The sequence below is a fragment of the Paraburkholderia hospita genome (assembly GCF_002902965.1).
GTDB classification, from domain to species: Bacteria; Pseudomonadota; Gammaproteobacteria; order Burkholderiales; family Burkholderiaceae; genus Paraburkholderia; species Paraburkholderia hospita.
This window is the reverse complement of record NZ_CP026105.1, coordinates 1,311,889-1,327,010: the sequence shown is the minus strand read 5'-3', so window position 1 is coordinate 1,327,010 and position 15,122 is coordinate 1,311,889. Positions and strand designations below refer to the sequence as shown.

Below are 15,122 nucleotides of genomic sequence, written 5' to 3'. Positions count from 1 at the left end.
TTGGGGATCGGTTATAGGTTTGCGCTACCGCTTGCTATCACTTGTCAGGCGAAGAACAAAGTTCAACCGCGCTCAGGCGTCGCCTGCCAGAACCTGCGCGATGTGGAGCACGCGCGTCGTCGTATCGCCCGTGCGCCGCAGGCGCCCTTCGATATTCAGCATGCAGCCGAGGTCGCCCAGCACGACGGCTTGCGTGCCGCTCGCCTGAATATTGGCGCACTTCTCGTCGACGATCGCCGTCGAGATATCGCCGAACTTCACCGCAAACGTACCGCCGAAGCCGCAGCAATGCTCGCAGTCCTTCATCTCAGTCACGGCGACGCCAGCCTGCGCGAGCAACGCGCGCGGCTGCTGCTTGACGCCCAGCTCGCGCAGCCCGGAACAGGAGTCGTGATACGTCACCGGCCCCTGGAAATCGCCCGGCGTCAGCTCGACCTTCGCGACGGTGGCAAGAAAATCCGTCAGTTCGTAGACCTTGGGACGCAGCCGCGCGAAGCGTCCCATCAGTTCGGGATCGTTGGCGAACAGATCGCCGTAATGCGCGCGAATCATCCCGCCGCATGAGCCGGACGGCACGACCACGTAATCGTATTGCTCGAACTCGCGCAACGTCTTTTCCGCGAGATCACGCGCGATGCGCCTGTCGCCGGAGTTGTAGGCCGGCTGTCCGCAGCACGTTTGCGCCGGTGGCACGAACACTTCATAGCCCGCGCGCTCGATCAGCTTGATCGCGGAGAAGCCGATTTCGGGGCGCATCAGATCGATCAGGCAGGTGACGAAAAAACCGACTCGCATGAGTGCTCCTCCGGGGAAACGTCCCCGATTATCCGCTGTTTGACGCGTAATACCAACGCGTAACCGCCCCAATGCGCAATGAACCGCCAAATAGTGAGATTGGAGGATCATTTCCAATGGCGTTCGCTTTTTTCACAATACGAGATACAATCAGTTTCCGCTGTTTGACGCGTCAACCGTTTAGCCTTATGAGCGATACGAACCCGGACCCCAAGACGTCGATTCAGGTAATCGAGCGCATGATGCGCCTGCTGGATGCCCTCGCCGCGCATAGCGACCCGGTCAGCCTGAAGGAACTCGCGCAACGCACCGAACTTCACCCGTCCACCGCCCATCGCATCCTGAACGACATGGTGACCTGCCGGCTGGTGGATCGCTCGGACCCGGGCACCTATCGTCTCGGCATGCGGCTGCTGGAACTGGGTAATCTCGTCAAGGCGCGCCTGTCGGTGCGCGACGCCGCGCTGATGCCAATGCGCGAACTGCACCGGCTGACGGGCCAGACCGTCAACCTGTCGGTGCGTCAGGGCGACGAGATCGTCTATATCGAGCGCGCCTATTCCGAACGCTCGGGCATGCAGGTGGTGCGCGCGATCGGCGGCCGCGCGCCGCTACATCTGACTTCCGTCGGCAAGCTGTTTCTCGCCGCCGACGAATCGACCCGCGTGCGGGCCTACGCGACCCGGACGGGCCTGTCGGGCCACACGCAGAACAGCATCACCGATCTCACCAAGCTGGAACGCGAACTGTCGCACGTGCGTCAGCAGGCATGCGCGCGCGACAACGAAGAACTGGAGCTGGGCGTACGCTGCATCGCAGCCGGCATTTATGACGATACGGGTAAGCTCGTCGCGGGCCTGTCGCTGTCCGCGCCGGCCGACCGTCTGCAGGACTCGTGGCTCGGCCAGTTGAGCAAGACTGCGCTGGTGATTTCCGAATCGCTCGGTTATCACCCGCAGGTCCAGCACGCGAGCGCTTCGGCACATACGGTGTGAACGCACCCACAGGCGTGAATAAAAAAGCCCCGCAATGCGGGGCTTTTTGTTGGGCAGAGCTTTCGCTCAGGTCCCGGCGCCGTTGGCGTCCGCGCTCGTGATGCGCTGTTCGCCGCCGTTGTCGAGCCACGTGCGCAGACGCTGCGCATCGGCGAAACGTGAGTACTTGCCCGACGAATCGAGCAGCACCATGATCATCGGACGATCGTGGATCGTTGCCTGCATCACGAGGCACTCGCCTGCTTCGTTGATGAAGCCCGTCTTCTGCAGGCCGATATCCCACGTCGGGTTGCGCACCAGCGCGTTCGTGCTGTTGTACGCAATCGTGCGCTTGCCCGTGTACACCTCGTAGCTGCGATCGGTCGAGAACCTGCGGATCATCGGATACTGATACGCGGCGTTGACCATCTTCACCAGGTCGCGCGCGCTCGATACGTTCTGGCTCGTCAGGCCCGTCGGGTTTTCGAAGTGCGTGTCGGTCATACCGAGCGACTTCGCCTTCGCGTTCATCGCGGCCATGAAAGCGGGACGGCCGCCGGGGAAGTAACGCGACAGCGCTGCCGCCGCGCGGTTTTCCGACGCCATCAGCGCGATGTGCAGCATGTCTTCACGCGAGAGCACCGAGCCGACGGACAGGCGCGAGCCCGTGTTCTTCTCGTAGTCGCGGTCTTCGTCCGTGACTTCGACCTGCTCGGTCATCGCTGCCTTCGAATCGAGCACGACCATCGCCGTCATCAGTTTGGTGATCGATGCGATGGGCACGACGGCGCGCGAGTTCTTGTCGAACAGCGACTCGGACGTGTTCTGGTCGACCACGTACGCGACGCTCGAACGCAGCATCAGCGCGTCAGGCGTTTCGTGCAGACCGAACGCCGTGCCGACGGACGGCTGACGGGGCTCGAATGCGACACGGCGCACGACCGAGTGATGGCGGCCGTTCACCGTATATGAGACGCGGCGCTTCTTCGAAACGGTACGGGGCTGGTCGTCGTCGTCCTTCGCGGCGGCCTTGACGTCCTTGGCGGCCTTCGACGACTTGCTGGAGACTTGCTCGGCAGCGGCCTTCTTCGAAGGCTTCTTGCCGGCTTTCGCGGACTTGGCGGGCGCCGTGGCGGAAGCGGCAAATGCGTCCACCGGCGCGGCAAAAGCCGCTGCGATGACCACCGAGGCAGCCACCGACAGAGCGGTGCTGAGCGCCGCGCCGTGCATCACTTTCAGTGACGAAAACATGTCGGTTTTCATTGGTGTTCTGGTTGGAGCGGCGAGAGAGTTTTCGCCAGTGTAGTAAAACAGTTAAAAATTAGCAATATTAAGCACTTATCGACAGTCCTTAAACCGAGTTGTCAGGCTCGATTGAGAAAAGGCAATAAGTTGCAGATGCACCATCGAAAATACCAATGACGCGCCGGCAAGCCGCCCCCGCCCATGTCGCTGAAAGACTCTTACACGTTCAGCATATCGGCATATTCGAACCAAACTTGATCGGGGGAAGTACGGTCGCGTACGGATAGCAATACGATCCAGCAGCAAGCGTCCAGAGCACGATGCCTGCCGCACCGAAGCACACATGCAGGACGCCGCGCCGGCCGATTCTTAAGCGACTACTGCGAAGCAGTAGGCCGCGCATTCGACCGGGATGGCGATTTAACGTTCCGCTACGGTTTTCGGTTTACCTGAGAATTTTACCTTTTTGCTCGGAAATGCGCCGTCGGCGTGTTCCAAGCCCTTATCTGGCTTGAGAGATCACTTTTTCCGTCGCACCATATCGGTGCAAACCCTAATGTGCATGCGCTTCACCACAATGTCATAAACGCTACATAACGTGTTGTTTTATTAGTAATTTCTATGCGTTGTGCGTTGCACAAAAAAGTCCTTGACATCTATCGGCGTCGTCCTAAAATGGGAACCATTGCTGCGACGCACAATTAACAGCGGACCAGCGATTCCTAATTTGTTCTGCAGTTAACCCAACGCGGTCCGCGCCAGACGGGCCGGTATTCCAGGAGCGTAAAACATGACTCTGCTGACCCCTGAGCAATTCGCCGCAGCACAGAAGGCCAACCTCGAAACTCTGTTCGGCCTGACTTCGAAGGCATTCGAAGGCGTCGAAAAGCTGGTCGAGCTGAATATTCAAGTCGTCAAGTCGACGATCGCTGAAGGCCAGGAAAATGCACAACGCGCGCTGTCGGTGAAGGACGCGCAAGAACTGCTCGCGCTGCAAGCCAGCCTGACGCAGCCGGTGGCTGAGAAGGTTCTGTCGTACGGCCGTCACCTGTACGAAATCGCATCGGCCACGCAAGCTGAATTCGCACGCGTTGCTGAAGCGCAGTACGAAGAACAGAACAAGAAGGTGCAAGCGCTCGTCGAGAACGTCGCGAAGAACGCACCGGCTGGTTCGGAAACGGCTGTCGCCGTGATCAAGTCGGCCATCACGGCCGCGAACACGACGTACGAAACGGTTCACAAGGCAACGAAGCAAGCTGTCGAAATCGCTGAAAGCAACTTCAATGCGGCTGCTACGGCTGCATCGAAGGCCGCTTCGCAAGCTGCTGCTCAGGCTTCGCGCACGGCGGCTTCGGCCAAGAAGGCTGCTGTCTGATAACGATGTAACGGCTTCAACGGATCGGGCTTCACCTGTGCGTTGACGGATGCCCCATCATCTGTCGGCGCGCAGCCGCGAGATACACTGTCGAAGTGACTGGCGGTATGAACAGCGCCGCATGGTCGAGACTTCAGTGGCCATGCGGTCAGACGCTCCGATACGTTAAACAGCGTATCGTTTCCCCGGTCTAGGCCGGGATTTTTTTTGCCCTTTGCGGGTGGTGCTGTTCGGTGTTTTAGCCTTGCGCTGGCATCCGGGTTGGCCTCTTCGCGGCGCAGGCGTTCGGCGTTTTTGCTTTTTCGCTGGCATCCGCGCTTTGCCTTCGTGCTCCAAGCGTCGCCCCTGTGCGGGGCGGCACCTACTTTTCTTTGCCGCCGCAAAGAAAAGTAGGCAAAAGAAAGCGGCTCACACCGCCAACTCTTCTTCCTGCCTGAGGGCCCCCAACCGGTCCCACACTTCATACGGCAACGTTCTTGTTCACGTGCGTTGCCAACGCGCTCTCTATACGCATCACCCGCTTCATGCACCCGCGTTGCAGCGTGCCGTGCCAGATATTCCACCGCCGCCAAGGTGGCAAACTGTGTGTAGGCCGTAGCACTGCACACGCCTCACTTCGGACCCGATAGCACGCGCATACCTCCATGTCAGAGCGCCAAGCTATACGGCGCGACAACCTACACACAGTTTGCCACCTGGGCGGCAGAAACCATTCGCTGCCGCTAGCCCTTGTGCGGGTATTCGAACTGGGTGAGGCGTTCATTCGAAGCGTTGGCAACGAGCGTGAACAGATATGTTGCCGTGTGAAGCGTAGGACCGGTTGGGGGCCCTCAGGCAGGGAGAAGAGTTGGCGGTGTTAGCCGCTTTCTTTTGCCTACTTGTATATTCCCCTCCGTGGCACCGACCCGATCAGTTGTCGCCACACGGACAGTCAGCTCGTCTGCCTATAGTGCCTTGAGCTCGCAGAAAAGCCTGAGCGACTGTCCTTCTCATCGTCTTAACCCGAACAGTTGACTGAGCCTCGAGCTCGTATTTTCCTGCAAGTATGGGTACCGTGATGAACCAGACTTCTTCGTCCCTTTATATCGGCATCGACGTCAGCGGTAGCACGCTCGACGTTGCCATCCACGACACGACCGAACATTTCAGTGTCGACAATGAAACCGCCGCCATCGAACAGTTGGTCCAGCGTCTGATCGCGCTGGGTCCCACCCTGATCGTCATGGAGGCCACCGGCAAGCTCGAACTCGCCGTGCTCAGGGCGCTCTGCCAGGCCGGCCTGCCCGCTGTCGCGGTTAATCCCCGACAGGTGCGCGACTTTGCCAGAGCCACCGGCAAACGGGCGAAGACCGACCGCATCGACGCGTTCGTCATCGCCCATTTCGCCGCCGTCATCAAACCCGTCGTGCGCCCGCTCAACGATGTGCAGACCGAGCAGCTGCAAGCCCTGCTGCTGCGCCGTGCCCAGCTCATCGACATGCTCGTGGCCGAAAAAGCCCGCCTGGAGCGCGCTCATGCCGCGGCTAAGGAAAGCCTGAATGACCATATCAAATGGCTCAAACAGCAGCTCACCGTCGCCGACAGGGACATCGATTCGTTCCTGCGCGCTTCGCCCGCGTGGCGTCAGAAGGAGGACCTGCTGCGCTCGGTGCCCGGCATCGGTCCCGGCGCCGCGGCCACACTGATCGCGTTCATGCCACAACTCGGTTCATTGAACCGCCGCGAGATCGCCGCGCTGACCGGTGTTGCTCCGTTCAATTCCGATAGCGGCAAGCACACCGGCAAGCGTCGCATTCAGGGCGGTCGTGCCATCGTGCGGCGCGCGCTTTATATGGCTTGCATCCCCGCGCTGCGCTTCAATCCGACCATCAGGGCCTTCTACGACCGTCTGCGTCAGGCCGGCAAACCCTTCAAGGTGGCCATGACCGCGTGCATTCGCAAGCTCATCGTGACGCTCAACGCCATGGTCCATAACTCAACACCCTGGAACCCATCGACGAACTAACCGGCGGTATAGCTTTGCCTGGATGCTGTGCCTGAACGCGATCACTCGCGTGGTTTGCGCTCGCCTGTACGGAACCGGCAACCACATTGAGAATCCAGCACCCCGGAACAGCCTCCCGCTTGACTTCCAATACGGTTGCTTTTCTTTGCGGCGGTGTACAGACTGGAGACATAGCTGACAGGTGTACAGGGACATGACTGACACTTTCGGGTAATCAAACGCCCGGATTCCAACCATGCCCTGGGAAGCAAAAGACACCATGAATCTCCGCGAAGACTTCGTGCGCGATGCCGCCACGCAGGCGGTGCCGTTCAGCGAGTTGTGCCGCAAATACAAGATCACCCGTCAGACCGGCTACAAGTGGCTTGGACGCCATAAGAGCGAAGGCGCCGACGGACTGGCCGACCGCTCCCGCCGCCCGCATCACAGCCCCACACGCTCACCGGAGCACATCGAAGCGCTGGTGCTGGACCTGCGCTGCCAGCACGGCTGGGGCGGACGCAAGATCGCACAGCGCCTGCGCGATCTGGGCCAGACCGAGGTGCCCGCGCCTGCCACCATCACCGAGATCCTGCGGCGCCACGGGCTGATCGACGAACAGGCGTCGCGACAGCGCCAGCACTGGCAACGCTTCGAGCATGAGCATCCGAACTCGTTGTGGCAGATGGACTTCAAGGGCGACTTCCCGACCCTGGAGAGCGGGCGCTGCGCGCCGCTGACGGTCATCGATGACCACTCGCGCTACAACATCGTGCTGAGCGCCTGCTCGCGCACCACCACGCAGGTCGTGCAGGAAGCGCTCGAGCAGGCGTTCCACTGCTACGGGCTACCCTCGCGTATCAACACCGACAACGGCGCGCCGTGGGGTTCGCCCAGCGCGCCGGGACAGCTCACCGAGTTCGCCGTCTGGCTGATCCGGCTGGGTATCCATGTGAGCTACAGCCAGCCGTATCACCCGCAGACCAATGGCAAGGACGAACGGTTTCACCGCTCGCTGAAGGCCGAAGTGCTGCAGCGGCACGCCTTCAACACGCACAAGCACGTGCAGCAGGCACTGGATCGCTGGCGGCAGGTGTACAACACCGAGCGTCCACACGAGGCACTCGGGATGGCCACGCCGATTACCCGCTACGCGTGCAGCCTGAGCAGGATGCCCGATCGCCTCCCGGAGCCCGAATACGAGTCCGGCGATGAAGTTTTACTGGTCAACTCAAGCGGCGTGGTGCGCTTCCGGGGCGAGAAAGTGAGGCTCTCGATTGCGCTCAAGGGCTTGCATGTGGCAGCCCGCCCGAGCGAGGACGAAGACGGGGTGATCGAGTTCTGGTTCGCCCATCAGCGTGTCGAAAAACTTGACCTGAAGGAGCCCAAACCCTGACCATCATGTGTCAGCGATGTCCCTGTACATGTGTCAACGATGTCTCCAGTCTGTACACGGCGGCAAAGAAAAGTAGGTGCCGCCCCGCACAGGGGCGACGCTTGAAGCGCGAAGGCATAACGCGGATGCCAGCAACAACCGAAGCAAACCAACCAACGCACACGCACCCGGTGTAGCAAAAAAAAACGGCGCACCTCTTCGCCAAAAGAGGCACGCCATCATCATCTGGAAAGCAGCACAACCGCCGCCCCAAAAAATTACTTCTTCTTCTGCGGCGGCAAATCCGTACAGACACCTTCATACAGCTCGGCAGCCATGCCAATCGATTCCCCGAGCGTCGGATGAGGATGGATAGTCTTGCCGATATCCGTCGCGTCAGCGCCCATCTCAACCGCAAGACACACTTCGCTGATCAGATCGCCCGCATTCAGCCCGACAATCCCGCCACCAATCACGCGATGCGTCTCCTCATCGAAGATCAGCTTCGTAAAGCCCTCATCGCGACCATTCGCGATCGCACGCCCTGAAGCGGCCCACGGGAACACCGCCTTGCCGTACTTGATGCCTTCGGCCTTGCACTGGTCTTCCGTCTTGCCCGCCCATGCCACTTCCGGATCGGTGTAAGCCACCGACGGAATCTGCAGTGCGTCGAAGTACGCCTTCTCGCCATGCGCCGCTTCCGCCGCGACGTGGCCTTCATGCACGGCCTTGTGCGCCAGCATCGGCTGACCCACGACATCGCCGATCGCGAAGATGTGCGGCACGTTAGTCCGCATCTGCTTGTCGACGTCGATGAAGCCGCGATCCGTCACAGCCACGCCTGCCTTGTCCGCGCCGATCTTCTTGCCGTTCGGGCTGCGGCCCACGGCAACCAGCACGAGATCGTAGCGTTGCGGCTCGGCGGGTGCCTTCTCGCCTTCGAAGGCCACATAGATGCCATCCGGCTTCGCTTCCGCGCCCGTCGTCTTGGTCTTCAGCATCACGTTGGTGAAACGCTTGCTGTTGAACTTCTCCCAGACCTTCACGAGATCGCGGTCCGCGCCCGCCATCAGACCGTCGAGCATTTCGACCACATCGATCTGCGCGCCGAGCGTCGCATACACCGTCGCCATTTCCAGACCGATAATGCCACCGCCGATCACGAGCATGCGCTTCGGAATCTGACGCAGTTCCAGCGCGCCCGTCGAATCGACCACGCGCGGATCTTCCGGAATGAACGGCAGGTTCACGGCCTGCGAACCGGCCGCGATGATCGCCTGCTTGAACTTGACGACCTTCTTGCCGCTCTCGCCCTGCACTTCCATGTGATACGGATCGACGAACGTGCCGACGCCCGTCACGACTTCGACCTTGCGCGCCTTCGCCATGCCCGCGAGACCGCCCGTCAGCTTCTTGACGACGCCCGACTTGAAGTCCCGCAGCTTGTCGAGATCGATCTGCGGCTTGCCAAACGAGATGCCGTGCGAGCCGAGCGCAGCCGCTTCGTCGATCACGAGCGCCGTATGCAGCAGCGCCTTCGACGGAATACAGCCGACGTTCAAACACACGCCACCGAGCGTCGCATACCGTTCGACCAGCACCGTCTTCATGCCAAGGTCAGCCGAACGGAATGCGGCCGAATAACCACCAGGCCCGGCGCCAAGCACGAGCATGTCGCACTCGATATCGGCCGAACCCGAATAGCTGCCAGCTTGCGGCGCGGGCGCCGCAGCAGCAGCGGGTGCGGGAGCAGGCGCAGCCTTCGGAGCGGGCGCAGCCGCCGCGCCTTCGCCTTCGAGCAACAGCAGCACGCTGCCTTCGGAGACGCTATCGCCGACCTTGACCTTCAGTTCCTTGACGACGCCGGCGGCCGGGCTCGGCACGTCCATGGTCGCCTTATCGGATTCGAGCGTGACGAGCGACTGCTCCTTCTCGACGCGATCGCCGACCTTCACGCCGACTTCGATGACGGGCACATCTTTATAGTCGCCGATATCCGGCACCTTGATTTCCTGCACAGCGCCGCCGCTTGCTGCCGGTGCGGCAGCGGGCGCGGCTGCAGGTGCAGCTTTCTCAGGTTCTTTAGCGGCCTTCGCTTCGCCCGACGTTTCCACGGTGGCGATGACGGTGCCTTGCGACACCTTGTCGCCCGCCTTGACGCGGACTTCCTTGACCGTGCCGGCCGCTTCGCTCGGCACTTCCATGGAGGCCTTATCGGTTTCGAGCGTCAGCAACGACTGCTCTTTTTCGATGGTATCGCCCGGCTTGATATTGACTTCGATGACATCGACGTCTTTGAAATCGCCGATGTCCGGCACCTTCACTTCGACGAGACTCATAGTGTCCCCTTCTCTTATTGACCGTTTTGAACGATGAGCCGCAATGAACCTTCGCCTTGAAAAACCCACGACGCCAAACGCAGACTAAATGCCGTCCGCCAAGGACGCGGCTTTCTTTTGCCTACTTTTCTTTGGAAGACGCCCCGCAGGAAGTACCCTTGGGGTGCAAAGAAAAGTAGGTGCCGCCCCGCACAGGGGCGACGCGTGAAGCGAGACGACAAAGCAGGTTCAACGACGAAGCATGAGCAACCACAAAAAGCTCACACCTCGCCGCGCGACAAAAGCTCAACAATCAAAGAATCACACGCCGGAAATCGGCAAGAATCGACCCAAGATACGCATTGAAGCGCGCCGCTTCAGCCCCGTCGATCACACGATGGTCATACGACAGCGACATCGGCAGCATGAGACGCGGCACGAACTGCTTACCGTCCCACACCGGCTTCATCGCACCACGCGACAGCCCAAGAATCGCGACTTCAGGCGCATTGATGATCGGCGTGAAGTTCGTCCCGCCAATACCGCCCAGCGACGAGATCGAGAAGCAGCCGCCTTGCATCTGGTCGGGCTTGAGCTTGCCTTCGCGCGCGAGCTTCGACAACTCGGCCATTTCCTTCGCGATGTCGACGAGACCCTTCTTGTCCGCATCGCGGATCACGGGCACGACGAGACCATTCGGCGTATCGGCAGCAAAACCCACGTTGTAGTACTGCTTGTACACGAGGTTATCGCCATCAAGGCTGGTATTGAACGTCGGGAACTTCTTCAGCGCCGCGACGACGGCCTTGATCACGAACGCGAGCATCGTGAACTTGACGCCCGACTTCTCGTTTTCCTTGTTCAGCTTCACGCGCAACTCTTCGAGTTCGGTGATATCCGCTTCGTCGTTGTTCGTGACGTGCGGAATCATGACCCAGTTGCGATGCAGGTTCGCGCCGGAGATCTTCTTGATGCGCGACAGCGGCTTCGGATCGATCGGGCCGAACTTCGTGAAATCGATCTTCGGCCACGGCAGCAGACCAAGCTCGCCGCCACCTGCGCCAGCGGGCGCAGCGGCTGCAGCAGGCGCGCTGCGCTGGCCCGTCATCACGCCCTTGACGAACGCGGTGACGTCATCTTGCGTGATGCGGCCCTTCGGACCCGTACCTGACACGCGCGACACGTCGACGCCCAGTTCACGCGCGAACTTGCGCACCGACGGCGACGCATGGCTCACGCGATGCGCGCCGCCTTCGCCTGCGGGAATGACAGGCGCCTGCGCGAGCGCGGACGGCTGCGCGGGAGCCGGCGACGGCGCAGCGGGCGCGTCCGACGGCTTTTCTTCGTGCTTCGCGGCTGCGGGTGCCGGAGCGGGCGCAGCGGCGCCGCCGCTGTCGCCTTCGAGCAGCACGATCAGCGTGCCTTCCGACACGTTGTCGCCTACCTTGACCTTGATTTCCTTGACGATGCCAGCCGCCGGGCTCGGCACGTCCATCGTCGCCTTGTCCGATTCGAGCGTGACCAGCGACTGCTCCTTCTCGACGCGGTCGCCAACCTTGACGCCGACTTCGATCACGGGCACATCTTTGTAGTCGCCGATATCCGGCACCTTGACTTCCTGCACGCCGCCACCGGTTTTGCCAGATGCAGCTACGGGCGCGGGTGCAGCCGCAGGTGTCGGTGCGGGCGCCGCAGCAGGCGCAGCCGCGCCGTTCCCTTGAGCGGGCTTCGCGGCAGCCGCGCCGCCTTCGCCGTCGAGCAGCACGATCAACGTGCCTTCCGACACCGTGTCGCCAAGCTTGACCTTCACTTCCTTGACCGTGCCCGACGCGGGGCTCGGCACATCCATCGTCGCCTTGTCGGATTCCAGCGTGACGAGGGACTGCTCTTTCTCGACGGTATCACCCGCCTTCACCAGCACCTCGATTACAGGGATGTCCTTGTAATCGCCGATGTCCGGCACCTTGACTTCGATCGCTTGGCTCATTGTTTTCTGTCTCCAGGGCCGCGCGCGCCTCGTCCGCCCGCTTCGGGCGGCGAGGTGCGCATTGGGGCTCGCGGGTCGATGCCTTAGACGGTCATCGGGTTGGGTTTGGACGGATCGAGGTTGTACTTCTTCAGCGCGTCGGCCACGACCTTGCGCTCAATCGTACCCTCATCGGCCAGCGCGCTCAGTGCAGCGACCGTGGTCCAGTAGCGGTCGACTTCGAAGAAGTGACGCAGCTTCTCGCGCGTATCCGAGCGGCCGAAGCCGTCCGTACCCAGCACGACGAAACGTTGCGGCACGAACGCACGGATCTGGTCGACCAGCGCGCGGACGTAGTCGGTCGATGCGATCACCGGGCCCTTCGCGTCCTTCAACAGCGTCTCGACGTGGGAGAGCTTCTTCTCGCCGAGCGGGTTCAGCAGGTTCTGACGCTGCACTTCGTGACCTTCGCGGGCCAGTTCCGTGAAGCTCGGCACGCTCCACAGATCCGACTCGACGCCCCAGTCGTTCTTCAGCAGGTCGGCGGCGGCGATCACTTCGTTGAAGATCGTGCCCGCGCCCATCAACTGCACGCGCGGCGCCTTCGCATTGGCCGCGCCCTTGCGGAACGCGTACATGCCCTTGATGATGTCCTTCGCGACGTGCTCGCCCTGCGGGATCGCCGGGTGCTCGTAGTTCTCGTTCATCACCGTGACGTAATAGAACACGTCTTCCTGCTCCTGCACCATGCGGCGCAGACCGTCCTGCATGATGACGGCGAGTTCGTAGCCGAACGTCGGGTCATAGCTGATGCAGTTCGGCACCGATGCCGCCCACAGCAGCGAGTGGCCATCTTCGTGCTGCAGGCCTTCGCCGTTGAGCGTCGTGCGGCCCGCCGTGCCACCCAGCAGGAAGCCGCGCGAACGCATGTCGCCCGCGGCCCACACCAGATCGCCGATGCGCTGCATGCCGAACATCGAGTAGAAGATGTAGAACGGAATCATGATCTCGCCGTGCGTCGAGTACGACGTCGCCGCTGCGATCCAGTCCGACATGCCGCCTGCTTCGTTGATGCCTTCCTGCAGGATCTGGCCCGTCGTCGATTCCCTGTAGAACATCAGCTGGTCGGAATCTTCCGGCACGTACTTCTGGCCGTCCTGATTCCAGATACCGATCTGGCGGAACAGACCTTCCATGCCGAAGGTGCGCGATTCGTCCGGCACGATAGGCACGACGCGCTTGCCGATCGCCTTGTCCTTCAACACGATGTTGAGGATACGGACGAACGCCATCGTCGTCGAAATTTCACGGCCTTCGCCCGTGCCCTTGAGCAGCGGCTCGAATGCTTCGAGCGCCGGGACGGGCAGCGATTCCGCCTTCTGGCGGCGCGCCGGCAGATAGCCGCCGAGTTCCTGACGGCGGGCACGCATGTATTCGAGTTCCTTCGAGCCTTCCTCGAAAGTCAGATACGGCACGTGCGTGATTTCATCGTCCGAGATGGGCAGACGGAACTGGTCGCGGAACTGCTTGAGCGACTCCACCTGCATCTTCTTCTGCTGGTGGGTGATGTTCATCGCCTGGCCGGCTTCGCCCATGCCATAGCCCTTGATCGTCTTCGCGAGGATCACGGTCGGCTGGCCCTTGGACTGCGTCGCTTCCTTGAACGCAGCGTAGATCTTGTGCGGATCGTGGCCGCCGCGGTTCAGGTTCCACACGTCGTCGTCGGACCAGTCGGAGACCAGCGCCTTCAGTTCCGGCGTGTTGAAGAAGTGCTCGCGAACGAACGCGCCCGATTCCGACTTGTACGTCTGATATTCGCCGTCGACGACTTCCATCATCCGGCGCATCAGCGCGCCCGTCTTGTCGCGTGCAAACAGGGCATCCCAGCGGCTGCCCCAGATGACCTTGATGACGTTCCAGCCCGCGCCGCGGAATTCGCTTTCGAGTTCCTGGATGATCTTGCCGTTGCCGCGCACCGGGCCGTCCAGGCGCTGCAGGTTGCAGTTGATGACGAACACGAGGTTGTCCAGACGCTCGCGGCCGGCCATGCCGATCGCGCCGAGCGATTCCGGCTCATCCGTTTCGCCGTCGCCGAGGAACGCCCACACCTTGCGGCCGTCCGTCTTTGCGATGCCGCGCGCCTGCAGGTACTTCATGAAGCGCGCCTGATAGATCGCCATGATCGGGCCGAGACCCATCGACACCGTCGGGAATTGCCAGAAGTCCGGCATCAGCCAAGGGTGCGGATACGACGAGATGCCCTCGCCGCCCACTTCCTGACGGAAGTTGTCGAGCTGGTTCTGGGTCAGACGGCCGAGCAGGAACGCGCGCGAGTACACACCCGGCGACGAATGGCCCTGCACGAATACGAGGTCGCCGCCATGCTCGGGCGACGGCGCGTGCCAGAAGTGGTTGAAGCCGACGTCGTACAGCGTCGCCGCCGATGCGAACGATGCGATGTGGCCGCCGACGTTGGTTTCCTTGCCGGCGCGCAGCACCATCGCCATCGCGTTCCAGCGCGTGTACGAACGGATGCGGTGCTCGATGTCCTGGTCGCCCGGAATCTTCGCCTGATTCGCGACGGGGATCGTGTTGATGTACGGGGTGTTAGCGGAGAAAGGCAGATGCTCGCCATGCACGCGGGCAAATTCGATCTGCTTTTCGATGAGGTAGTGAGCGCGGTCGGGCCCAACAGCAGAAATCACGCCATCTAGCGCTTCGAGCCATTCGGCTGTTTCTTGCGGATCGTGGTCGTCTTTGGCGTTGGCGACGTATTTCAGGACTTCGTCAGGTACAGCGGACATGCTCGTCTCCTGGATATGGGAACGCTCTGTGAACAGGCGACGCGGACAAACGTCGAGGACGCACATTGGCCGCGGCAGCTTCCGGCCGATTGTAATAAGGCCCACAACGCCTGCGCAAGGAAATTTTCAGATTACGAGAGAGTTTCTCATAATGCGGAAAATTGTTGCGACGCACCCTGGTTTGACTGCCCATCAGCAAGTACGTCGGCTAGTTTGCGCCGAATTGCGTGACTTTCACCTCTTTTTTGCGTCATTTGCATGTCAGGCGCTGCGCTACAATGCCAGC

At 61.3% G+C, this 15,122-nt stretch carries 9 protein-coding genes and 1 pseudogene; 4 read left to right on the top strand and 6 right to left on the bottom strand.

What is annotated here, in order from left to right:
* Window positions 1-72: 72 nt before the first annotated feature.
* Window positions 73-795 carry a (Fe-S)-binding protein gene (locus tag C2L64_RS05895; RefSeq protein ID WP_007586823.1) on the bottom strand — a complete coding sequence of 241 codons (723 nt, stop codon included), beginning with the start codon at window positions 793-795 and terminating at the stop codon, window positions 73-75.
* A gap of 188 nt (window positions 796-983) precedes the next feature.
* Between C2L64_RS05895 and C2L64_RS05890 the strand changes: the two genes are divergently transcribed.
* Window positions 984-1,790 carry an IclR family transcriptional regulator gene (locus C2L64_RS05890; RefSeq protein ID WP_007586824.1) on the top strand — a complete coding sequence of 269 codons (807 nt, stop codon included), beginning with the start codon at window positions 984-986 and terminating at the stop codon, window positions 1,788-1,790.
* A gap of 66 nt (window positions 1,791-1,856) precedes the next feature.
* On the opposite strand, the gene pbpG is transcribed toward C2L64_RS05890, so the two are convergent.
* Window positions 1,857-3,032: a D-alanyl-D-alanine endopeptidase gene (gene pbpG / locus C2L64_RS05885; RefSeq protein WP_007586826.1), complete on the bottom strand. Its 1,176-nt coding sequence runs from the start codon at window positions 3,030-3,032 to the stop codon at window positions 1,857-1,859.
* 772 nt (window positions 3,033-3,804) lie between these two features.
* On the opposite strand from pbpG, the gene C2L64_RS05880 reads away from it, so the two are divergent.
* From C2L64_RS05880 to C2L64_RS05870, 3 genes are all read left to right on the top strand, one after another.
* Complete coding sequence (locus C2L64_RS05880) at window positions 3,805-4,389, top strand: phasin family protein (protein ID WP_007586828.1); 585 nt, start codon at window positions 3,805-3,807, stop codon at window positions 4,387-4,389.
* Window positions 4,390-5,446: 1,057 nt separating this feature from the next.
* Window positions 5,447-6,394: an IS110 family RNA-guided transposase gene (locus C2L64_RS05875; RefSeq protein WP_039901856.1), complete on the top strand. Its 948-nt coding sequence runs from the start codon at window positions 5,447-5,449 to the stop codon at window positions 6,392-6,394.
* Window positions 6,395-6,629: 235 nt separating this feature from the next.
* Window positions 6,630-7,769, top strand: coding sequence for an IS481 family transposase (locus C2L64_RS05870; protein WP_103153675.1), 1,140 nt, complete (start codon window positions 6,630-6,632; stop codon window positions 7,767-7,769).
* A gap of 257 nt (window positions 7,770-8,026) precedes the next feature.
* Here the strand turns inward: C2L64_RS05870 and lpdA are convergent, their stop codons facing one another.
* From lpdA to aceE, 4 genes and pseudogenes are all read right to left on the bottom strand, one after another.
* Complete coding sequence (lpdA, locus tag C2L64_RS05865) at window positions 8,027-9,766, bottom strand: dihydrolipoyl dehydrogenase (RefSeq protein WP_322789362.1); 1,740 nt, start codon at window positions 9,764-9,766, stop codon at window positions 8,027-8,029.
* Window positions 9,767-9,922: 156 nt separating this feature from the next.
* Window positions 9,923-10,087: pseudogene (locus C2L64_RS56045) on the bottom strand (biotin/lipoyl-containing protein); the annotation flags it as partial.
* A gap of 292 nt (window positions 10,088-10,379) precedes the next feature.
* Window positions 10,380-12,053 (bottom strand): dihydrolipoyllysine-residue acetyltransferase, encoded by a 1,674-nt coding sequence (gene aceF / locus C2L64_RS05860; protein WP_090835689.1) that lies wholly within the window; start codon window positions 12,051-12,053, stop codon window positions 10,380-10,382.
* Between the two features lie 83 nt (window positions 12,054-12,136).
* Window positions 12,137-14,836 carry a pyruvate dehydrogenase (acetyl-transferring), homodimeric type gene (gene aceE, locus C2L64_RS05855; RefSeq protein WP_079499886.1) on the bottom strand — a complete coding sequence of 900 codons (2,700 nt, stop codon included), beginning with the start codon at window positions 14,834-14,836 and terminating at the stop codon, window positions 12,137-12,139.
* Between the last annotated feature and the right edge of the window lie 286 nt (window positions 14,837-15,122).

What these genes read in the sequence shown, in the direction of transcription:
- pbpG (WP_007586826.1), bottom strand. Translation starts at nt 3,032, where the DNA reads ATGAAAACCGACATGTTTTCGTCACTGAAAGTGATGCACGGCGCGGCG.
- C2L64_RS05895 (WP_007586823.1), bottom strand. Translation starts at nt 795, where the DNA reads ATGCGAGTCGGTTTTTTCGTCACCTGCCTGATCGATCTGATGCGCCCC.
- aceE (WP_079499886.1), bottom strand. Translation starts at nt 14,836, where the DNA reads ATGTCCGCTGTACCTGACGAAGTCCTGAAATACGTCGCCAACGCCAAA.
- C2L64_RS05875 (WP_039901856.1), top strand. Translation starts at nt 5,447, where the DNA reads ATGAACCAGACTTCTTCGTCCCTTTATATCGGCATCGACGTCAGCGGT.
- C2L64_RS05880 (WP_007586828.1), top strand. Translation starts at nt 3,805, where the DNA reads ATGACTCTGCTGACCCCTGAGCAATTCGCCGCAGCACAGAAGGCCAAC.
- C2L64_RS05870 (WP_103153675.1), top strand. Translation starts at nt 6,630, where the DNA reads ATGCCCTGGGAAGCAAAAGACACCATGAATCTCCGCGAAGACTTCGTG.
- C2L64_RS05890 (WP_007586824.1), top strand. Translation starts at nt 984, where the DNA reads ATGAGCGATACGAACCCGGACCCCAAGACGTCGATTCAGGTAATCGAG.
- aceF (WP_090835689.1), bottom strand. Translation starts at nt 12,053, where the DNA reads ATGAGCCAAGCGATCGAAGTCAAGGTGCCGGACATCGGCGATTACAAG.